23 protein-coding genes and 1 pseudogene are annotated in these 20,175 nt (G+C 68.6%); 14 read left to right on the plus strand and 10 right to left on the minus strand.

What is annotated here, in order from left to right; translation table 11 throughout:
• Positions 1-22: 22 nt before the first annotated feature.
• From ACFY1U_RS34980 to ACFY1U_RS35005, 6 genes and pseudogenes are all read right to left on the minus strand, one after another.
• The gene (locus tag ACFY1U_RS34980; protein ID WP_389085392.1) at positions 23-697 is read right to left on the minus strand and encodes a glutamate synthase; all 675 of its coding nucleotides are present in this window, start codon (positions 695-697) and stop codon (positions 23-25) included.
• Positions 685-1,539, minus strand: a complete 855-nt coding sequence (locus ACFY1U_RS34985) for a glutamine amidotransferase (protein WP_390698102.1) — start codon at positions 1,537-1,539, stop codon at positions 685-687. The genes ACFY1U_RS34980 and ACFY1U_RS34985 overlap by 13 nt, the downstream gene beginning before the upstream one ends.
• Positions 1,540-1,590: 51 nt before the next feature.
• The gene (glnT, locus tag ACFY1U_RS34990) at positions 1,591-2,904 is read right to left on the minus strand and encodes a type III glutamate--ammonia ligase (protein WP_390698103.1); all 1,314 of its coding nucleotides are present in this window, start codon (positions 2,902-2,904) and stop codon (positions 1,591-1,593) included.
• A 406-nt stretch (positions 2,905-3,310) separates the two neighbouring features.
• Positions 3,311-3,655, minus strand: a complete 345-nt coding sequence (locus ACFY1U_RS34995; RefSeq protein ID WP_390698104.1) for a hypothetical protein — start codon at positions 3,653-3,655, stop codon at positions 3,311-3,313.
• A gap of 289 nt (positions 3,656-3,944) precedes the next feature.
• Positions 3,945-4,124 (minus strand): annotated as a pseudogene (locus ACFY1U_RS35000) (catechol 2,3-dioxygenase); the annotation flags it as partial.
• Positions 4,118-4,546, minus strand: coding sequence for a pyridoxamine 5'-phosphate oxidase family protein (locus ACFY1U_RS35005; protein ID WP_389085401.1), 429 nt, complete (start codon positions 4,544-4,546; stop codon positions 4,118-4,120). The pseudogene ACFY1U_RS35000 and the gene ACFY1U_RS35005, both read right to left, overlap by 7 nt.
• 671 nt (positions 4,547-5,217) lie before the next feature.
• Between ACFY1U_RS35005 and ACFY1U_RS35010 the strand changes: the two genes are divergently transcribed.
• From ACFY1U_RS35010 to ACFY1U_RS35020, 3 genes are read left to right on the plus strand one after another with little or no spacing between them, the layout of a single operon-like run.
• A complete protein-coding gene (locus ACFY1U_RS35010; protein ID WP_390698105.1) occupies positions 5,218-5,775 on the plus strand; it encodes a hypothetical protein in 558 nt (185 codons plus the stop codon).
• A 3-nt stretch (positions 5,776-5,778) separates the two neighbouring features.
• Entirely contained in the window at positions 5,779-6,894 is a 1,116-nt protein-coding gene (locus tag ACFY1U_RS35015; protein WP_389085406.1) for an MAB_1171c family putative transporter, read from the plus strand.
• A gap of 29 nt (positions 6,895-6,923) precedes the next feature.
• Entirely contained in the window at positions 6,924-8,099 is a 1,176-nt protein-coding gene (locus tag ACFY1U_RS35020; protein ID WP_389085409.1) for an amidohydrolase family protein, read from the plus strand.
• A 67-nt stretch (positions 8,100-8,166) separates the two neighbouring features.
• On the opposite strand, the gene ACFY1U_RS35025 is transcribed toward ACFY1U_RS35020, so the two are convergent.
• Positions 8,167-9,066 (minus strand): helix-turn-helix transcriptional regulator, encoded by a 900-nt coding sequence (locus ACFY1U_RS35025; protein WP_389085411.1) that lies wholly within the window; start codon positions 9,064-9,066, stop codon positions 8,167-8,169.
• Positions 9,067-10,033: 967 nt separating this feature from the next.
• On the opposite strand from ACFY1U_RS35025, the gene ACFY1U_RS35030 reads away from it, so the two are divergent.
• The 11 genes from ACFY1U_RS35030 to ACFY1U_RS35080 all read left to right on the plus strand — a co-directional run bounded on the left by ACFY1U_RS35030 (position 10,034) and on the right by ACFY1U_RS35080 (position 18,761).
• Complete coding sequence (locus tag ACFY1U_RS35030; protein ID WP_389085414.1) at positions 10,034-10,390, plus strand: hypothetical protein; 357 nt, start codon at positions 10,034-10,036, stop codon at positions 10,388-10,390.
• Between the two features lie 2 nt (positions 10,391-10,392).
• Positions 10,393-11,334 (plus strand): hypothetical protein, encoded by a 942-nt coding sequence (locus ACFY1U_RS35035; protein ID WP_389085416.1) that lies wholly within the window; start codon positions 10,393-10,395, stop codon positions 11,332-11,334.
• Positions 11,334-12,041: an ATP-binding protein gene (locus ACFY1U_RS35040; protein WP_389085419.1), complete on the plus strand. Its 708-nt coding sequence runs from the start codon at positions 11,334-11,336 to the stop codon at positions 12,039-12,041. The genes ACFY1U_RS35035 and ACFY1U_RS35040 overlap by 1 nt, the downstream gene beginning before the upstream one ends.
• A 100-nt stretch (positions 12,042-12,141) precedes the next feature.
• Positions 12,142-12,738, plus strand: coding sequence for a WhiB family transcriptional regulator (locus tag ACFY1U_RS35045; protein WP_389085421.1), 597 nt, complete (start codon positions 12,142-12,144; stop codon positions 12,736-12,738).
• Entirely contained in the window at positions 12,735-13,757 is a 1,023-nt protein-coding gene (locus ACFY1U_RS35050) for a DUF2637 domain-containing protein (RefSeq protein WP_389085423.1), read from the plus strand. Before ACFY1U_RS35045 ends, ACFY1U_RS35050 begins: the two co-directional genes overlap by 4 nt.
• Positions 13,758-13,850: 93 nt before the next feature.
• On the plus strand, positions 13,851-14,075 hold the full coding sequence (locus ACFY1U_RS35055; RefSeq protein WP_389085425.1) for a hypothetical protein: 225 nt from the start codon (positions 13,851-13,853) through the stop codon (positions 14,073-14,075).
• A gap of 269 nt (positions 14,076-14,344) precedes the next feature.
• Positions 14,345-14,695, plus strand: a complete 351-nt coding sequence (locus tag ACFY1U_RS35060) for a plasmid mobilization protein (protein WP_389085428.1) — start codon at positions 14,345-14,347, stop codon at positions 14,693-14,695.
• 2 nt (positions 14,696-14,697) lie between these two features.
• Positions 14,698-16,443, plus strand: a complete 1,746-nt coding sequence (locus ACFY1U_RS35065) for a relaxase/mobilization nuclease domain-containing protein (RefSeq protein WP_389085430.1) — start codon at positions 14,698-14,700, stop codon at positions 16,441-16,443.
• 68 nt (positions 16,444-16,511) lie between these two features.
• Positions 16,512-16,919, plus strand: a complete 408-nt coding sequence (locus ACFY1U_RS35070) for a hypothetical protein (RefSeq protein WP_389085433.1) — start codon at positions 16,512-16,514, stop codon at positions 16,917-16,919.
• 674 nt (positions 16,920-17,593) lie between these two features.
• The gene (locus tag ACFY1U_RS35075; RefSeq protein ID WP_389085435.1) at positions 17,594-18,616 is read left to right on the plus strand and encodes a hypothetical protein; all 1,023 of its coding nucleotides are present in this window, start codon (positions 17,594-17,596) and stop codon (positions 18,614-18,616) included.
• Positions 18,609-18,761: a hypothetical protein gene (locus ACFY1U_RS35080; protein ID WP_389085438.1), complete on the plus strand. Its 153-nt coding sequence runs from the start codon at positions 18,609-18,611 to the stop codon at positions 18,759-18,761. Before ACFY1U_RS35075 ends, ACFY1U_RS35080 begins: the two co-directional genes overlap by 8 nt.
• A 337-nt stretch (positions 18,762-19,098) precedes the next feature.
• On the opposite strand, the gene ACFY1U_RS35085 is transcribed toward ACFY1U_RS35080, so the two are convergent.
• The 3 genes from ACFY1U_RS35085 to ACFY1U_RS35095 form a co-directional block, all read right to left on the minus strand.
• A complete protein-coding gene (locus ACFY1U_RS35085; RefSeq protein WP_389085440.1) occupies positions 19,099-19,275 on the minus strand; it encodes a hypothetical protein in 177 nt (58 codons plus the stop codon).
• A gap of 248 nt (positions 19,276-19,523) precedes the next feature.
• Positions 19,524-19,748 (minus strand): hypothetical protein, encoded by a 225-nt coding sequence (locus ACFY1U_RS35090; RefSeq protein WP_389085442.1) that lies wholly within the window; start codon positions 19,746-19,748, stop codon positions 19,524-19,526.
• Between the two features lie 34 nt (positions 19,749-19,782).
• A complete protein-coding gene (locus ACFY1U_RS35095) occupies positions 19,783-20,055 on the minus strand; it encodes a DUF317 domain-containing protein (protein WP_389085445.1) in 273 nt (90 codons plus the stop codon).
• Between the last annotated feature and the right edge of the window lie 120 nt (positions 20,056-20,175).

The following is a 20,175-nucleotide window of genomic DNA, read 5'->3' on the forward strand; positions in this document are numbered from 1 at the left end:
TGTTCGAACTCCCTCAGAACGACTAGTACGACGCCGTGTTGTCGACCTTGAAGTGGTACAGCTCGCGGGCCGAACCGTAACGGCGGAAGTCCGCCGGGTCCTCGTCCCGCTCAGCCGCTTTCAGCAGTTCGGCGAGTTCCGCTAGGTGTTCTGGACGCATCTCCTTCTCCACGCAGTCGGCACCGAGAGACTTGACCGTGCCGCGGACGTAGAGGCGTGCCTCGTACAGGGAGTCCCCGAGCGCGTCTCCCGCGTCCCCACAGACCACCAGCCGCCCGGCCTGCCCCATGAAGGCGCTCATGTGGCCGACGTTGCCGCCGACGACGATGTCCACGCCCTTCATGGAGATGCCGCAGCGGGCGGAGGCGTCTCCGTCGATCACCAGGAGGCCGCCGTGGGCGGTGGCCCCGGCCGACTGGGACGCGTTGCCGCGCACGCGCACCGTGCCGGACATCATGTTCTCGGCGACTCCGGTGCCCGCGTTGCCGTGGACGGTCACCGTGGCGCGCTGGTTCATGCCGGCGCAGTAGTAGCCGACGTGCCCCTCGATGTCGACGGCGAGATCGTCCCGGATGCCGCAGGCCACAGCGTGCGCGCCGCGCGGGTTGAGGACACGCCAGGACGTGACCTCGGGGTCGTGCAGGGCCTGGTTGAGCTCCCGTACCGGGGTCTCGGCCAGGTCGATCAGCGTCGCCATACGTACACCTCTTCCGGCTCGGGTTCGAAGATGCGGGCGTTCTCGATGCCGGGGAGGACGTCCAGCGCCCGGTACTCGGAGGCCATCGCCACCCACGCGTCGGTCTCGGCGATCAGGGCCGGCTTGCAGGCGATGGCGTCGCGGACGACCGCGAAGGAGTCGCCGGTGGACACCAGCAGCGTGTAGAAACCGTCGAACCGCTCGCACAGCAGCCGCAGCGCCTTCTCCAGGTCGGCGCCCTGTGCCAACTGATGGGCGACGAAGCGGGCGCCGACCTCGGAGTCGTTCTCGCTGTCGAACTCAACGCCCTGGGCGCGCAGTTCACGGCGGATGGTGGCGTGGTTGGCGAAGGAGCCGTTGTGCACCAGGCACTGTCCGGGACCGACGGAGAAGGGGTGGGCGCCTTCGGGCGTCACGGCCGACTCGGTGGCCATGCGCGTGTGCCCGACCCCCTGCCAGCCGGTGACGGACGCGAGCCCGAAGGACTGCGCCAACTCCACCGGATTTCCAGTGCCCTTGAGCACAGCCATATCCATACCGGACCCGATGAGGGTGGCGTGCGGCAGCGCATCGGCCACCGTGGCGAGCACGTCCGTGTCCGCGTGCACGACCGTCGTCGCGTCGGCCTGGACGGCGACAGCACCCGGCAGCGCGGCCTCCGCCTCGGCGGGGGTGACCCCGAGCAGGGAGACGACCTCGCGTCCCGGCGGAGACAACCGCGGGTCGCCGTAGACCGCGACACCCGCCGAGTCGGGGCCACGCTCGACGACCTGACCCAGCATGGCGGCCAGCAGCTCGCCCAGCCGGGGTTCGAGTGAGGGCTCCCGAAGATGGAGCCCCACGATTCCGCACATCTCAAGTCCCTTCGGAATGCGGCCGGAAGACGGAGGCGGTCAGAAGGCGGTCAGATAACGGTCGAGCTCCCAGGGGCCGACCGTGGCGTGCCAGTCGAAGAACTCCTCGCGCTTGAGGTCGGCGAAGTACCGGCTCACCCCGGTCCCGGCCGCGTCCAGGGCGCCGCTGATCACCTCGTCGGCCTGGAGAGCCTCGACGGCGTGCAGCAGGGTGGGCGGGAGTTCAGGGCCCTTGCCCGCCGCGCCCGGTTCGCCCGGGTCGAGGCCGCGCTCGATGCCGTCGAGACCGGCGGCGAGGGCGGCGGCAGCGGCGAGGTAAGGGTTGGCGGCGCCGTCTCCGCCGCGCAGCTCGATGCGGTTGCCGTCGGGGACGCGGACGAAGTGGGTGCGGTCGTTGCCGCCGTAACTCGCAACGCGTGGCGACCAGGTGGCGCCAGAGCGGGTGGAGACCGCGCCGGTGCGCTTGTAGGAGTTGACCGTCGGTGCGATGACGGCCTGCAGCGCCCGCGCGTGCTCGACGATGCCCGCGACGAAGGAGTAGGCGAGCGGGGACAGGCCGAGTCCGCGCTCGTCGGTGGTGGCGGGGAACGTGGGTTCCTCGCCCCGCCACAGCGACATGTGCAGGTGCATGCCCGTGCCGGTGCGGTCGGTGAACGGCTTCGGCATGAACGTGGCGGTCATGCCCCGCTGTTCGGCCAGCACCGACACCAGATACCGCATGGTGATGACCCGATCGGCCGTGGTGAGGGCGTCGGCGTGTTTGAAGTTCTGCTCGAACTGGCCGTTGCCGTCCTCGTGGTCATTGGCGTAGTTGCCCCAGCCGAGGGAGTTCATGGCGCTGGAGACGGAGGTGAGGTGGTCGTACATACGGGTCAGCCCGCGGGCGTCGTAACAGGGTTGGGCGGCGGTGTCCTTGGCGTCGGCGACACTGAGTACGCCGTGCTCGTCCCGGTTGACGAGGAAGTACTCGACCTCGGCACCGACGGACATCGACAGTCCCTGCTCCGCGGCCCGCTCCAGCAGCCTGCGCAGGATGACGCGCGGGGCGTAGGGCCAGGGTTCGCCCTCCACGTACGGGTCGCAGTGGACGAGGGCGAGGCCGGGCTTGACGAAGGGGACGGGCGTGTACGAGCGGGCGTCGGGCCGAGCGATGACGTCGGGGTCGCTGGGCTGCTGGCCGAGCGCGCCGGCCGCGTACCCGGCGAACCCGACGCCCTCGTCGCGGAGTTCCTCGACGGCCTGGGCCGGGACGAGCTTGGCGCACGGCTTGCCGGTCAGGTCGACGAAGACCGCTAGAACGAACTCGGTGTTGTCGGCATGAACCAGCTCCGCGAGATCGGGATCGGTCCGCACGGGTTCCTCCCTGCCCAGTAGAAGATGTTTCCTGTAGTGAACCGCTGTTGCATACGAGTAGACGGTGTCGGTATTACAGGACGATTTCCGCTGGGCAAGGTCTCCGTTAGCCGACACACTCGGCCGCAGCGCACGGGCCAACCGCGTACCGGGTGCGGGAGCGGCCTGCTGGTGATGACGTGGCGCAGCAGTTCGGGACTCCAGCCGCTCTCCAGCATCACGGTCACCACCCGCCCCTGGTCAGTCAGCGCCTTGCCGTCAGCAGGAACTCGGGGCGGCTGTTTGCGATGTCGAGCAGCAGGCGGATCCCGGGATGCAGCTCGTCGGCAGCCGGTGCGAGCGGCGGGTCAGCCGACGTCGGCTCATCTACTGGTGGAAAACCCGGCTCCGGATGCGACCTGCACGACTACACATCCGGCTGGTTGGTGATGACGTACACGACCCCGCCGAGGGTGCCGTCGTCTTGGCGGGTGCGTACTCGCACCACAAAGCCGTGGTGTTCAAGCTCTTTGAGGCCGCTCTTGACCGCCCCCTCGCCGTCGCGGCTGTGGCGTGCCAGGTCGGCGACGGTGATGCGCCAGCCGTCGCGGTGCGTGCTGATCAGCCCGAACAGTCCAGCAACCTGCCGGCCGGACGCAGCGCTACCGCGGGGGGCACCGCACAGGGCGAGGCAGGAATCGCCACCAGCAGCGCCGGCACCGACGACGAGGCTGTCCTCGTTCCGTTCGCGCAGCAGCCCAGGATGGCTCACCGCCCTCACCGCGACGTACTACATAGAGCGCCACCGCCGCCTTCCAGCACCGGACGCGCCAGGACGCACCACTGGAGGGCTCGCTTCCGCTGCAAGTTTAGGAGCGGTTCGGTGTTTTCGCTGGTCAGCAGTCCTCTTCAGGCGTCGTCGGCTCATCCGCCCAGGTAGCGCAGCACCGCCGGCACCCGCCGGTTCGCGTCCGGCGAGACCGCGAGGCTCAGCACGACCCACGGACGAGCCGCCCCCGTACAGGCTCCCGCATGAGCCCAATGTCCCGTCCGCCCGCCGGCTAGGCGACGGACGGCGTCCCGTGCACGTGGAACGACTCGATGGTCTTCAGGCCCCAGGCCTGCCCCTTCTTGCGCTCGCCCTCGGTCCAGGTGATCAGCGGCCAGTCGGGCGCGAGGACGAGGCGGGTGAGAAGGCACAACTCGATGCGGTTGCCGCCCGGCTCGTAGACATTCAGGAAGTCTTCGGCCGGGTGAGGTTCACCAGGCCCATGGCCCGGTCGATTGTGATCTCGATGACCACGCGCTCCGGATCCGGAGCCGGAGTCCGCCCGTAACGGTCGGCGTAGCGGGTCACGGCGTCGTCCACCGCTTCCGCGTCTGTCAGCACTTCGGCCGTGCCTTCCAAGGTGGCCCAGCGGCCACCGTCGACCTGGCAGACGGCCACGCGGGCTTCGCCGGGGCGGGACGCCTGGATGTTGGCGACCTTCTTACTTGATTTGCGTGTGATAACCCGGGCGACTCCGTTGTTCGCGTCGAGCGTCACGCCCACGGGCACTACATGTGGACTTCCGTCGGGGCGAAGCGTGGTCAGCGTGCACAAGTGGTACTCGCTCCAGAACGCTGAGTGTTCAGGGGTCTGGCTGAATATCTCGCTAGGCATACCCAGGAGCGTAACGCGGAGTGATGTACAGATTCGCGCAGAAGTGACCCCTTACACACACCTACCTGAGCCTGAGGTGGCGTCATATTGCACCGATAGATGCTCAATATACAGATTGAGATCCCTCTAGGTATCTCAAAAAGATAACGGAAGTGCTCGTCGTGAGGCGCGGCGGTGGTCAATATGAACGCAAGTGAATCAGCAGCTCACGGCCATGATCAAAAGATGAAATTGTCGGTTTGTGGGGTTTTGTTGAGGGTGGCCACCTCCCGTCGTCGGCCATCTGGGATGTAGCAATCCGGCCTTGATCTCATCTGAACTTCACGTAGGGTCCGAGATTGTTCTTGCGAGGGCTTCCTATCGGTGGCTTAGCTGTTCGCGTTAGCGATCCAGTGAGTCCGCAGAAGCCCTCGCGTGTTCCTCGCGGCTCGATCTCTGAGGCAGGCGTGCGTCCTTCGGCGCTGGTCTCGGCGCCGACGCCACCCCCATATGCGGTCCGAGGGCCAGAACATCGTTGACCCGTGGTGGCTGGCGCCTGGCCCCGAGCAAGGGCCCCGATCGGCCGGTACGAAGGGATTGCTCAAATGTCTGCGGAAGAGAGTCGTCGCTCTTCGCAACCTACGGTGCCTGCCCGGGAGAGGGTGGCACGCCGGAGGCTCGGGCGCTGGCGGATGGCTGAGAGGCGGACCGTGGAGCGCGACCTCCACCGTCGGCTGCGGCAGGAACTGCGCACGCTCGGCATCCACCCACCTCTGGACGTGGAGGAACTGGTCAAGGCGCTCAGCGAGAGGCGCGGGCGCCCGATCGTCCTGCGACCTTTCCCGCTGGGGAAGCCGGGGCCCTCCGGGTTGTGGATCGATACGCCGCAGATGGACGTCATCCTCTACCAGCAGGAGACGACCCGGCTCCACCAGCGACAGATCATCCTCCACGAGATCCTCCACATCCTTGTCGCCGAGTGGGAGGAGGACCAGGCCAAGGCGCCGGAGGAGTCACCCGACGACTTCGTTGAGGGCTGGGCGTCCCTCATCCCAGTGCTCGACCCCAAGCTGATCCGACGGGTCGCCCGCCGCTGCTCGTACGAAGACCGGGAGGAGTGCTCGGTCGAACTCGCGGCCACGATTATCCTGGAGTGGTCATCGGTGCTCGATGAACTTCCCCCGCTGTCGGAAGACCCGGCGGTACGTCGGGTCCAGTCCGCTCTGGGCGACCGGCGAGGGTGGCTGTAGTCCGTGAGCGAGACCCTCCTGCTGATCATCGCGGCCGCGGTCATCTGGCGGCTCTATCTGTGGTCGCGCGCCCCGCACGACGCTCCGACCCGGTCGGTCGCCTTGTCGCTGCTGTGCGCGGGTCTGTCCTATCCCGTGGCCATGCCCGGGGGAGCAACCGGCATCGACACCGTGGCCGGGCACGGCGCGGCAAAGCTGGCGCAGAACGTCCTGCTGCTGGGGACGGTCTACTTCCTGATGTGCTTCTACCTGTACTCGGCCGACGGGCAGGCAGCACGCCGTCGCGCCCGGTGGGAGGCCCTGGTCGTGTCGGTGGTCGCGACGGCGATCATGCTGGCGGCGGTGAGCGTGCCGCACGAGGCCCTCGCTGGCTCGTTCAGCACGGCGGACATGACGATCCCGCAGGTCGCCTTCTTCTACGCCGGCGCCGGCCTGTATCTGATGTACGCCCTCGGTGCTGCCGGACGGTGGTCCGCCCGCTATGCCCGCATGTCAGGTCGCCCCCACGCGACGGGGCTGTGGATGACCGCGATCGGCCTCGGCGCGATGGCGGTGGCCTGCGCCGTCCGTGCGGTCTTCGTCGCCGTGCGATGGACCGGCGGCGCCGTTCCGGACCGGCTCATGAACAGTGTTGCGGCCGGGCTGGTGGTGTCGAGTCTGCTCTTCGTCACAGGCGTCACCTATTCGGGGGTCCGTGCCAGGATCACGGCGATGCGCCTGTGGTTGCGCCGACGGCGGGATCACCGTCGGCTGACGCCGCTGTGGCAACTGCTGATCGAGGTCTACCCGGGGAACGAACTGCGTCCGGCCTCCAGCGGGCTGTGGGACCGGTGGCGGGCGCATGGCGTGCACCGCCGTTACCACCGGCGGATAGTGGAATGCCGGGACGGCCTGGTCGACATCAGCCCGTATCTGGTGGACGAGGACGATGACGCCGACCTGCTCCGCCTGGAGCCGGCGGAACTGGCGAGCCGGCTGCGGCGTGCCGCAGTCACGATCCGGCAGGGCTCTCCTGCCCCGGGACAGGCAGTGCCGCTCGCGGTGCCGAAGGAGGACGACCGGGACGCGGACGTACGACAGCTGATCGCGGTGTCGGAAGCGCTCCGGCTGACCGCATGACTGTGGAAGAACGAGGGAGAAGTAACGAGATGCTGATCACCGCCAGCCGGGTCCTGACCGGCTCCGGGACATACCTGGAGGACGGCGCGGTCCTCGTCGAGGGCGACACGATCGCCGCAGTCGGACCGCGCGCACAACTCGTTGACCGTGTCGGCGCGGACGTGAAGCACCTGGCGTTTCCCAACGCGACGGTCGTGCCCGGACTGATCGACGCCCACGTGCATCTCGTATTTGACGGCGGCAGTGACCCAGTGGCCACCCTCGCCGAGTCGAGCGACGAGACACTGCTGGAGGACATGCGCCGACGCGCGGAGCAGCTCCTGCGCAGCGGGGTCACGACGGTCCGGGACCTGGGAGACCGAAATGGCCTGGCGCTTCGCCTGGCCGAGGAGGTCTGCAAGGGAGGCACGTCCGGCCCCCGCATCGTGTCTGCGGGTACACCGGCCACCCCTCCAGGAGGGCACTGCCACTTCCTGGGAGGCGAGGTCTCCGGCGTGGACCAGGTCCGAGATCTCGTACGACGCAACCTGGCGGCAGGCGCTGGCGTGATCAAGGCCATGGTGACCGGAGGCGGTCTGACCAAGGACGGGCCGAAGAGCTGGGAGAGCCAGTTCACCCCGGAAGAGCTGCGGGCCTTGGTGGACGAGGCCCACAAGGTCGGTGTGCCGGTGGCCGCGCACGCGCACGGTGCGGACGGCATCGCCGCGGCCGTGGAAGCGGGTGTGGACACGATCGAGCACTGCACGTGGATGACGGGCGACGGCTTCGACCTCCGGCAGGACGTCCTGAAGAGAATCGTCGACGACGGCATCGCAGTCTGCCCGGCTGTGAGCCCTCACTGGCAGATGCTCCCTCGCTTCTTTGGCGAGGAGCGGGCGGCGGCCATGTTCGATCTGGTCCGGCAGATGGCGGAAGCCGGCGCCAGGCTCATCGCCGGAACCGACGCGGGTGTCCAACGCGCGGGGTTCGACGGGCTGGTGCCGGCCCTGTCGTTCTACGCGCACCTGGGCCTGCCGAGCAGCAAGATCATTGACATGGCGACTGCTGACGCGGCCGACGCGCTGGGCCTGGGTGAGACGACAGGCCGGATCGCCCCGGGATTCCGAGCAGACCTGTTGGTGATCGAAGGGGATCCGCTCGAAAACCTCGACGCGCTACGAGCGATTCGCGCCGTTGTCGCTGGCGGCCAGCACCACGAACCGTAGAGAACCGACCCAGCGCAGTTGACCCGCATGCTGTCCGAAGCCTTCGCTCTCGGGCTTCGGACAGGCGCTACTCGTCTGCGTCGGGCTCTCGTTCTTCCAACTCCGTGACCAGGTTGTTGACGAACTCCATGACGTTCGTCGGCAGACCCTGAGAGCCCATCCCGCGCCCCTTCACTCGGCCCACGGTCCCCTTCCTCGATGCGGACAGGAGCTGGAGGCCCTCGTAGACCTGGCGGGCCACGGCGTCATCCGGCTGGAAGTACATCGGCGATACACCGAGGAATTCAGCCAGGCCCTCAAGGACGACAGGCGATGCGGTCTCAACGGCGCCGGTACGCAGATCCAGAACTCCTGCCGCGGAGATGACCCGTGCCCCGGCGTGCGTGTTGACCGCGTCGGCGATCTCCTCGTCCGTCGGCGGGCCCTGGTCTCCGGGATACGAGCGCTCCAGGAGCAGGGTGATCCTCTCCGCCAACGTGCCGGGAGGGCCCATGGAGGCAGGAGCAGTCCCGGTGGCCTCCGATTCGGCCTCGGCCTGACCACCCTGTGCCTTGGCGATCGACCGGTCCTCGGCTCGCCGCAACTCCTCCTCCCTCACTCCGTAGGCCTGGGCCAGGGCCGGGACGTACTTGTCCTTGAGCCGCCGTTCACCACGTTCGGCTCCTGCAACGGGGCCCGCGCTTTTGGTCCCGATCAACTTGGCTGTCTCGTACTGGTAGTAGCCGGCGTCACAGCGCAGATCGGTCAGGTCCGGGAGTCCCGTGCGAGGGAAGAGATCGTCCAGATTCCGCTTGAGCGCCTTCGCCAGGGCGGGCAGCTTCTCCGGGTCGGGAGTCGCCAACCCGGTCTCCCAGCCGGCGACTGTCGAGTCCGCGACGCCGACTGCCGTCGCCACGTCGGCCTGAGCGACCTCGGCAGCGCGCCGCACGGCACGTACACGACCTCTGTCGAAGTAGCGGGCGGGCATCGGACCTCGTTTTTCTGCAAACCGAAGGAACCTCGGTGCGTTGACTTTTTATGTGAGTGGAGATAGCTTCAGCTTAGCGAAAAGCGGGGAGCGTCGCACGCTCGTCCGGTCTTCGTTTCCGATCTCCAGCGGCGCTGATGCCGAGGAGGTCGACCCGGAAGGGTTCCACGCGTCGTGTGCGCACGGGGCGCTTCCAAGACGTAATCGGCGCCGGAGAGGTCGCATTCCTCGAACGCCAGGCGGTCTGTGTTCCGGCTATTCCGCGGGGGCGCTGAGATCACATCACGGCTGCTCCGTGTCCGTGCGCGGAACTTGCGGAGTGGCTGGCACGTGAGGAGTTTCGTATGCCCCTGCTTCAAACGACGGCCTGCTGTATGGCCGTTAGGGCCAGGCGTGCGATTGATGCAGCGGCTCTGGCCCGCATTGACGTGCCGTTAGCGGCACCTGAGCGGGAATTCATGAGCCGCACGTCGGCTGGGAATTAGTTCGCCTGCGCAGGGGTGCTCGGGGCTGACGAGCCATGGGCCCGGAAGCATAGTTCAGTGACGCTGCCGTCAGCGCTGCCGCCAAGCACCTGCACCTCAACACCATGCAACGCCTTCGTAGCCGCTGGGCGGAACGCTGCCGGCGAGAGGCGGAGACGCATCGCCTCAGCGATGTATGTCGAGTTGGCGTCGGATCGGCTCATACCCTGCAATCCGTTGGAGTGTTTGCAGCGGTGTGCATATGTTGCTGGTCCGTCGGCGAAACCGCCGAACCGGAGCCCACTCAAGGGAGGAAATGAGAGCCACGCTAGACGTCAAGTCCGTGATTTTCAGCGGGAGATGAGACCGGCGCCCAGAAGTTAGCAGCTTCCGGGCGCCAGGACCGCCACCCCTGAGGGCGCGGATTCATAACCGGGGCGGGTCGGCTGACCTTTTCGACGAGAACGGCCAACCCACCCCACCTACGAGTAAGGAATTGTGGCATGCCCGAGTCCTGGGCCGGAAGGGCGCTCGACGTCCAGCCCGCCAAGACCGTCGACCCCACTGCCGGTACCCGCCAACACCGTCTGGCCGTTCTCCTCGCGGACATGGTGCCCGGCGCGCATACCGTCCGCGTCTCGCAGCATCAGCCCTGCCAGACCTGGCCTAGCCCCTACACCCGCGCGTACGACGAGCAGGGGAACCTCATACCCCTCAACCGGGCCCAGCGCGTGACCGCACGCTGGGTGATCCGTGCCTACCCTGAGGCGGACTGGGACGAGGCGCACGACCTCGACCTGACCACGGGGACCCTGCGACCTGCGGTCGAGGCACGTCCCGCCAGGGGCGGAGGCCGCTGACCGTGGCACGAATCCGCACGATCAAGCCGGAGGCCTTCGCCTCGGAGTCCCTCGCCGAGGTCTCCATCGCTGCCGAGCGAACCTTCTTCGGCCTCCTCACCCAGGCCGACGACCACGGTCGTTTCCGCGACCAACCCGCTGTTCTCGCCGGGCTGCTGTGGTCCCTGCGCCCGGAGCACGGCCCCGTGGAGGTCGAGGACGACCTGACCCAACTCGCCGCCGCCCACCTGATCTGCCGGTACGAGGGCGACGACGGCAAGCGGTACCTGCACATCGTCACCTGGCGCCAGCACCAGAGGGTCAACCGACCGAGCGGCGTCCGCTTCCCCGCCTGCCCGACCCACGAGGTCGAGCAGCGCGATGAGGACGCGCCGCAGACTCACGGAGCAGTCACTGAGGCCTCAGTGAAGGCTCACGGAGCGCTCAGCGAGCCCTCGCGCAGTCCGCATGAGACCTCCGTGAACCGTGAAAAGCCAGGCCAAGGCGCCTTCAGTGAGCCCTCACGGAGCCCTCACGGAGGACTCAGTGAGCCCTCGCCGAGCCCTCACGGTCCGGATCTAGGACCTAGGAACTTGGATCTAGGAACTACTTCTCCTTCGGGGAGCGCAGGCGCCCCCGCACCGGAGACCGTCTCAACTCAGCAGCTCATTGCCGAGTACGCGGCTGCCTGCACCCACCGCCCGCCCAGCGGCGTACTCGGTCACCTCGGACGGGAGACCGCCAAACTCCTCGCGGAGGGCATCGCCCCCGACCACATCCGGGCCGGACTTGCCCGTCACCGGGCGAAGGGACTGCACCCGAGCACCCTGCCGAGCCTGGTCCACGAGGCCATGAACGCCATCCCCGCCGGTTTGGTGCGGACGGAATCCCGGCCTAACGTGCCCGGTCACCGGGCCTGGGCCAACCCCACCGACCCTGCCGCCGCCTACGCCGAGGAGCTGTGATGCGCGACCGCGACGCCCAGCCCATCGGCGGCATCGCCCGCCGCCTGGCGGGCATCCTCACCGCCCGGGGCATCGACCCAGCCGTCCAACTCACCGACCCCTTCGAGCCGATCCCCGCCCTTCAGGCGGCACAGGCGCGCATCCCGGCCCGCTACCAGGCCGCCGTCGCCGACCACCCGGCGGTCGCCGCCTGGGTCCGCGCGATCGCCGAGGCCGGCCGCCCCGGACCCGAGGGGGCTCCAGGCATCGCGCAGGGCCGCTCGCTGTTGATCGTCGGCACCACGGGCACCGGCAAGACGCACCAGGCGTACGGTGCGATCCGCTCGCTGCTCATCGCCGGAGTCCGGCTGCGCTGGAAGGCGACCACGGCCGCCGACCTTTACGCCGAACTGCGACCCCGCCCCGGCCACGACGGCGAGCGGGAGCTGATGGACCTCGCCCGCTGCCCGCTGCTGATCATCGACGACCTCGGCGCGGCCAAGAACAGCGAGTGGACCGAGGAGATCACGATGCGGCTGGTCAACCGCCGCTACAACGAGATGCTCCCGACGCTCATCACCACCAACCTCGGCATGGCCGACCTGCGTCAGCACATCGGCGACCGGGTCGCCTCCCGGCTGACCGAGATGAGCGACAAGGTCATCCTCGACGGCCCCGACCGCAGACGAGCCCTCGCAGCCCAGCGGCGCCGCATCCCCGCCGCCTGATCCCCGCCGCGACCGGCTGCCACCGCTTCCGCCTCCTTCACGCACCGCCCCCTGGGACGCGCCTGCCCAAAACGCGCCCGGGGCGACCGGAGACCCCCACATGCACAGCACCGAGAACCAGACCCCGCGCACCCTCGGCGACCTCACCTGGCACGACAGTGCCGCCTGCCGCTCGACGACCCACCACCAGGTCGACCCGGACATCTTCTTCCCCGAGCCGGACGAGATGGACCGCATCCGCGCCGCCAAGGCCCTGTGCACGCAGTGCCCCGTCCGCGCCACCTGCCTGGACGCCGCCCTCGAAAACGGTGACCGCGACGGCATCCGGGGCGGCATGACCGAAGAGGAACGCGACCCCCTGCACCGCAACCTCCACCGCCGCTTCGACTACGCCCGCGTGAACGAGGTGCTCGCTGGCCGCGACATCCACCTCACCCAGGCCGAGCGCGACGCCGTCGTCATAGCCGCCTATCACGCCGAGGTGCCGGCCGAGCGACTCGCCTGGCTGCTCAAGGTCACCGAGGAGCACGCCGAGAAGCTCTACCGACGCACCCGCCGGAAGATCCGCAACCGCGCCGTCGACCAGAAGAAGAAGGCCAACAAGGGGAAGAAGAAGCCCAAGGCCAGCTCCGCCAAGGAGCTCAAGACACCCGCAGCCGAGACCCCCGCGCGCGGCGACCTCGGGACTGCCGCGTGAGCCACAGTGCACCAACACCGGCCCAGATCACCGGATGGGACCGAGCCGCGATCGTCGCGCTTGGCGGCGCGGGGTGCGCGCTCTCGTACGACGCCCTGCAGCAGATGGCCACCGCCATACACGTCCGCGGACCCCTCACGTTCCTCTTCCCCCTGGTGATCGACGGCTTCATCGCCTACGGAGTACGCGCCCTCCTGGTCCTGCGCACCGCCTCCTTCGCAGCCCGTCTGTACGTGTGGACGCTCTTCGGCACCGCGACGGCCGCCAGCATCTGGGCCAACGCCCTGCACGCCGTACGCCTCAACCAGCAGCACCCCGGAGGCGGCGGACTGCGGCTCGGCGACGTCACCGTCGGCGCCCTGTCCACCCTCGCCCCGCTCGCCCTGGCCGGAGCCGTCCACCTGTACATCCTCATCGCCCGCCGGGTCACAGAGGCCGGTCACCACGGACACCCGGACACCTTCACCGTCCGCACTGACCGGATCGCCGCTGACCGGCCGGAGACCGCGCTCGCGGCGGACGGTCACCGGCCGGTTCCGGCCGCCTCTGGCCACTCGGCCACGCTCGTCCGGTCGGAGAACGGCCGTCCGGCGGTCACCTCCGGTCCGAACGTGCCGCGAACGGCTGACCGGGAGGAGCCGTCCGGACACCCGGCGAGGGCTCCGGAGGCGGAGCTGGCGAACGGCGGAGAGGCCGATGACCTGGGCAGACAGTCGGTCAGTAGACCTGCCCCGGTCACCCGCCTGCGGCTTGCCGCCCCCTCGGTCACCGAGCCGGAGATCGGCCCGGACACCGCCTCGGAGAGCTCGGACAACGGCGGCTCGGACACCGCAGAGGCGGCGGACACCCTCCTGCCGATCGCCCGCCAGGCGGTCGCCGACGCGGGCAAGGTCACCCGCGGGGTTGTCGCCGATGCCATCCGCGGACAGGGCAAAACGCTGGCCAATGACCGGCTGACCGCCCTGATGCAACAACTCCGCGCCGAGACCGGCCAAAAGTCGGCCACCAAGACCGGCTGACCGACCTGCCCGGACAAGCGGGCGGCCAACGGCCACAGCCGGGCCGCCCGCCCACACCCCACCAGCCCCCCTCCACGCACCGGAGACACCACGATGCGCACCACCCCGGCCACCCCCGCCGAAGCCGACGCCTGGATCACCGTGCTCCTGCGATACGGCCACCTGCACCGCGCCGAACCCGGCCCGGACGGCACCTGGACCGTCCAACGAACGCCCGTCAGCACGCCCCGCACCCTGCACCATCCGGTCCTCGCGCTCGACTTCGTCACCGAGGTCCTCCGCGACATGCGCCGTACGAAGGCCCAGACGCCCCGATGACTCGCTCCGCATCGCCCGAAACAACCTCTGACCTGCAGCAAGGTGACTGCCCGGCACGAAGCCGAGCAAGCTGTACCTTCCGAAACTCCTCCGCGGCCACGGGCCGCGGAGGAGTTTCGGAAGGGCTTACCCCCGCCCCGGGAGCGACGGGGGAGGCCCGGCACCAGGGGGTGCCGGACTCGGAGGCTGCGGCCGAGGGCGGATCGCAGCCAGGAGGGGAACCGACCCCGCCCGCCGCACCGCGTACGCGCCCTCGCCTGCGCCAGCGTGTGCACCGTGACCAAGTCCGCAGCGTCCGTCTGACCTCCGACGAACTCGCGCTGGTGAAGCGCGCGGCCGAAGCTGTCGGTCTGAAGACCGCCGGGTTCCTCGCTGACGCGGCGATCGCGGTCGCCCAGGCTCAAGGAGGTCCCCAGCCTTGGCTGTTGGACCAGCGCGGCCGGGTCGAAGAGCTGATGGCCGCCAGCGCCCAGCTCGCCCGTGTCGGCGGCAACCTCAACCAGGTGGCACGCATCCTCAACTCCGGAGGTCAAGTGGAGTACGTGGACGCCGCGGTCGCCCGTGTCCTGCGGGCCGCGGACCGGGTCGAGACCGCCGCGACCGAGATCGCGCGGCGCTGACGGTGGTCCCCGACATCTCCACCGGCAGCCGCACGTACGGGCTCCTCAACTACCTCTACGGCCCCGGCCGCCGTGAAGAACACACCGATCCGCACCTCGTCGCAGCCTGGATGCCCGAACTCGCCCCCGACCCCGGGCGCGACCCGTCCGCCACGCTCAAGCAACTCACCGACCGACTCGACCTCCCCGTCCTCGCCCTCCCGAAGGACCGGCGCCCGGTCCGGCACGTCTGGCACTGCCCCGTCCGCACCGCCCCCGGCGACCGCCACCTCACCGACGCCGAATGGGCCGAGGTCGCCCGCCGCATCGTCCACGCCACCGGAATCGCCGAATACGGCGACGACAACGCCTGCCGGTGGATCGCCGTACGCCATGCCGATGACCACATTCACCTCGTCGCCACCCTCAAGCGCGAAGACGGACGCAGCCCCCGCCGTCACGAGGACGGCATCCGCGCCCAGGCCGAATGCCGCAAGATCGAGAAGGAGTTCGGCCTGCAGATCCTCAACGGCGGCGACCGCACCGCCGCCCAGCGCCCCACCAGCGCCGAACGCTCCAAAGCCGAACGAACCGGCCGTACCGAGACACCCCGCGAGACCCTGCGGGAGAGCGTCCGCCACGCCCTGGCCGGAGCAGCCAGCGAGGAGGAGTTCTTCCGCCGCCTCGCCGAGGCCGGCCTGCGGGTCGAACAGCGCATCGCCCCGTCCGGCGACACCCTCGGATACAAGGTCGCCCTCCCCGGGGACCGCAACCGCGACGGTGAACCGGTCTGGTTCTCCGGCTCGAAACTCGCCCCGGACCTCTCCCTGCCCAGGATCCGCCAGCGCCTCGACTCCGGACTACCCGACGACGAACCCCTTACCGGCCATGCCGGTGAACGAGCACCTGGCCCGGCACGCGCCCGACGCCAGGCAGCCCCGGTCGCCGAACGGGCGGCAGTGATCCTCTACGGGAACGACGACGAGGACTCCGCCGCCCAACTGGCCGGCGTCGGCGAACTCCTCGACGCACTCGCCCAGACCGCCCCGGTCTCAACCCGCAAGGAACTCGCCGAGGCCGCTCGGGCCTTCGAACGCGCCACCCGCTCCCACATCCGCGCCGAGCACGCCGACAACCGAGCCATCCGCTCCGCCGCCCGCGGCATCATGCGCGCCGGCAACGCCCTCGGCAAAGGCGAAGACGGCGGCACCACCGCGATGCTCCTGGCCACGATGGTCCTCATCACGATCGCCGCCGTGCGCTGGCACTCCGCCCGCGGCCACGCTCAGCAAGCAGTCGCCGCCCAACGCGCCGCACAACACCTGCGCAATGCCTACCGATCAGCCGCCGCATCCCCCATGAACGCGATGCGCGAGCACGGCCGTCGTCTCCCCGAACCCGTACGAGAGCGGTACGCCGGCACCCTCGAAACCGCCCTGCCCGAGCAGGCCGAGTCCGTCCGCCGCGAACCCGGCTGGGACGCCCTCGCCGCCACCCTGGACCAGGCCGAGCGCGCCGGACACGACCCCGATGCCCTGCTCCAGCAAGCCATCGAATGGCGCGAACTGGACACCGCGGACAGCGTCACCGACGTCCTCGTCTGGCGACTGCGACGCATCGGCAACCTCCCCGCCACCATGGACCTGCCCCGTGCCCGTAGGAACGGGAGGGCAGCGCAATCACACTCCCACCCGACCCCGCCACAGGCGCCCGAGACGACCGCTGAGACCCGCCATGTCGCCCCTCGCTCCCGAGGACCGAGGCGCTGAGCAGCACAAAAAGATGGATACCGACCGCCAGGGCCTGTTAGGGCTGGTTGATTATGGAGAAGGAGACAATGCAGATCCTCACCGAAGGCCTCCCCCCTCAGAGAACCGTCGCGCCGGAGACGGCCCTCGGCGACGACCCTCTGCTGCGGCTCCAGCAGGAGATGCAGCTCGGCGACGGCGACATCGGTCTCCGTGCCACCACCCACCCCGAGGAAATCGTCATCACCGGGATCCTCGTGATGTGCCGGCAGTGCGGCGCCCGGCGCGACTGGATGGTGATCTGCGACCGCAACGAGATCAGCATCCGCTGCCGCTGCGCACACCAGTGGGTCGAGCGCGAACTGACCGGTGCGGACTACGAGGCGATGATCGACGTCGGAGGCCAGGACTACCCGAGCCTGGAGGCTGCGGCCCAGGCAGCGGGCTACAACGGCACGCTCTCCGGCGTCTATCTGACCGAGCCCAGGCCCGAATAGGGCCTGCGACCAAGCGCCGTAGACGCTGCCTGGTGACGCATGCGCTCGGACTCATAAGGTGACCTGAGAGCCGCAGGTCTCGCCTCTGATCGCACCTCAGGTAAGCCCGGCCGTAAGCAGATGAGGCGATGGATGCTGGACTAACCGCGCTGCTAGGCGCGGCCGTAGGATCAGACGCCACTCTCGGCTCCGCGATGGTTACCGGGCGCGCGGCGGCCCGCTTGCAGTTCGGCCAGTGGCGTCGGGAGCACGGCTGAGACGCCTACGCGAACCAACTGGGCGCGCTGCACGACCGTGATGTCGCCGTAGAGCGGGATTCAACGCCGAGTGGGTACCGCGTGTCGCACTGACGGGAGGCCCCGCCGACAGTCATGGGCCGGCCGACGTCCGGAGGGGAGGCGCGGTGGACGTGTCCGTGGGGACCCGCCTCTCGCGGGATGTGACCAGCATCACACGATCGACGGTCAGATTTATTGTCCCTCCAGGGGGTGCGCCGCCGCCGATAGATGAAGGCGTCTCTACGCATCGGGTGGAAAGTGCACCCCATGTCTGGCAAGAATGCTCCTCAAGAACCACCTCGGCCGCGTCAAAACCGTACTCACCGGCGGGATGGCGTGCCGACCCGCACAGAGTCGGCACCGGCTCCGCGGACGCTCTGTTCATCCAACCTCAACGTGCTCGCACGCCTGGCAGAAGGACTCGCCGATCTCGCTGCCGCCAGAACCACACTCGTCGATCTCTCGGACGAGCAGGTTGTCGAGTGCGCCGAAGACCTGCTGCTCGAGATGCTTTCGACCGCGTTCCCTGGTGCGGATGCATTGAAGGCGGTGAAAAGCCTGGCCTTCGTGAAGGTGCAGGTCGGGATCTACGCCGTACGTGTTCATGGCATTGTGGCGGTCCGCCCCTTCAAGGACTGGCCAAGTCTGCGGTCGGCGGCAGCATCACATCTCAAGCAGATCACCTTGGAGGTCGAGTTCGTCGCCGGGATGCGCGTGGCGTCAGATGGCCGGGCCCATGGGGACGTTTCGGTAGCCGGCGTCCACTTCGACGCCATTACGGCGCTGAAAGCTCGTGAGGCGGCGATTCAGGGGAAGGCCGAGCCTGTAGCCAAGCTTGCTTCGCTCGTGCTGGGCCTGCACCGTTCGGAGCGATGGAATGAGGCGGTGTCCACCGCCCTGCTGGGAAGCTGGACAGAGCCGCTGCTGAACGACTCAGGCAGCAGCCGTTCGGCCATGGATCGTCTCGAAACAGAAGCCCGGATCATTCACAAGCAGCTCGCTCCCTTATGGCGGCGTGAAACGGGAGACTCCCGTCTTCTGCTGCTTGACACACCCACGGGGAAGGACAGGACCCTCTACGACCTGGTGGCCGGCGGCTTGAGCTGGGAGGACGCCTCACCTTACGACGGGCCTGATGACGCCCGGCTTGGCGCCTTGCTACGCGCCCTGCAGCCCGAGGAACGCGTCGTGATGCTGGCCCGCGCCTGTCCAGGGGTGGCTTCCTGGGAAGAGGCCGCTCTCCTCGCGGGCGCCGCTGATCCGGTCGCCATGGGGAAGCGGGTAGGTCGCAAGATCAACCGTCTCAGAGCCCGCCACAAGGCCCGCGCTGCGGCGGCAGTTCGGCAACAGCTGGCCCGGGTGGCACGCGGCTCGGCCAGTCCGGCGGGTGACCCTGAGTCGGGAGGGCGAGGTGAATAACGACCGGCAGATCGGCGTGCGTACGGCCGTCCTGCTCCTGGCAGGCGCGATCACCGTCATTGTGGCTGACCGAAACCCTGAGCTGGGCATGGCCATAGGGATCGGTGTCGCAGTGGTCACCCTGCTGGACCTTCTGATGGAGTAGCCAGGAAACCCCGGCAACCGGCTCGGAAGGCTTATCCGAGCAGCTGTGTGGCGAGCAGCCGGACACGGCAAAACCCGGGCGGCGCCGAGGGAGGTGGGCGGTCAAGACTCGTCCGGCGAAATCACTCGCCGCTCACCCCCGCTCGACCAGGCCGAGCGGCGCCGCACACGACGGTCGTTTGATCCTTAGGGCAGCCCTTAGTCGCGCTCATGGACGCACCGGCGGTTTGCATTAAGGCACTCGGCTGTCTGGGACAGGACTGCGATGTCCCAACGCCACGAGCGCTGCCCCAATCTTGGGGCAGTGCTTTGAAGGTCGCGGCGAACGGAATGGATCGTCAGCGGGTCGCCAGGTGGTTGGCGAGGTGCAGCGCGTCGGTGGCGATGGACAGCGCGGTGTGAAGGCCAATGACCTCGTGAAGGGTGGGGTGTACGACGGCGGTCCAGTCGCCGTGGAGGTTCGGCCACCTGGCGAGGAGTACCTCCGCCGTGGCCAGACGGAGGTGAGCGGTCACATCCATTCCGTCCCCGAGACTGGGCTCCCAGCTGAGAAGGACGGAGCCAGGATGGAGACGCTCGGTCTTCAGGTCGGTCATCCACACCGCGTGAATCGGTTGAGCGGGATGAGACGGTACGCGGCGGAGGAGTGCGCCGCGCACCGACCTTGGCATGGGGTGACGGATCAGGTCCCTGAGGAGCAGGTGTTGGGAGGAGCTGGAGGAGTTGAGCGGCGACGCAGCGGGCCGTGTACGCGGGTGGCACGTCATACGTCGGCCCAGTCCAGCTGGTTGCGCACGGCGGGCGGCAGCACGCCCTCCTGGCCGTTTTCAGAGATGTAGACGGCTCCGTTCGATCCAGTGATCTCCACGACGCGGCCGATGAGGTGGGAGTAAGGCCAGTCCGGATTGATGGCGAGGTAGACGGGCAGGTCGGGGTCGAAGGTCTGGAGCTGATGAACCAGTTGGCCAATGGTGATCTTGTGGGTCAAGGCGGTCTCCTGGGCGATGAGCGCGGAGTGGGTGTCACACGCAGGTGCAGTAGCGGGTGGGGAAGATGATCAGTGCGGCGAGGAACCCGGCGACGACCTGTGTCGGGGTATCCGGACCTAAGGTCTGGCGCCAGCCTGTGGTGTCGTCCTTGTCCGTGACGTGGATGTGCCACAGCTCACCGCGTGCTGTCGCCCGGCTTTCAGGGAGAAAGCCCACGTACACGCGTCCGTCGGGGCTGGAGCAGTGGACGTTGCAGTCCAGTTCGGTGACGACGTCCCATCCCTGGTCCTTGAGAAGATCGGTCACGGGTCGGGCGCAGTGGCATTCGAGAAGCCACTCACGCTTGGCGAGGGCGGGCGGAGGAAGTTCTGCAAGAGGCCTGGACGTGGTTGTGGCGGTGAGCGTCACGAACAGAGAACCCTTCGT

The sequence above is a fragment of the Streptomyces sp. NPDC001351 genome, from assembly GCF_042896045.1.
Taxonomy (GTDB): Bacteria; Actinomycetota; Actinomycetes; order Streptomycetales; family Streptomycetaceae; genus Streptomyces.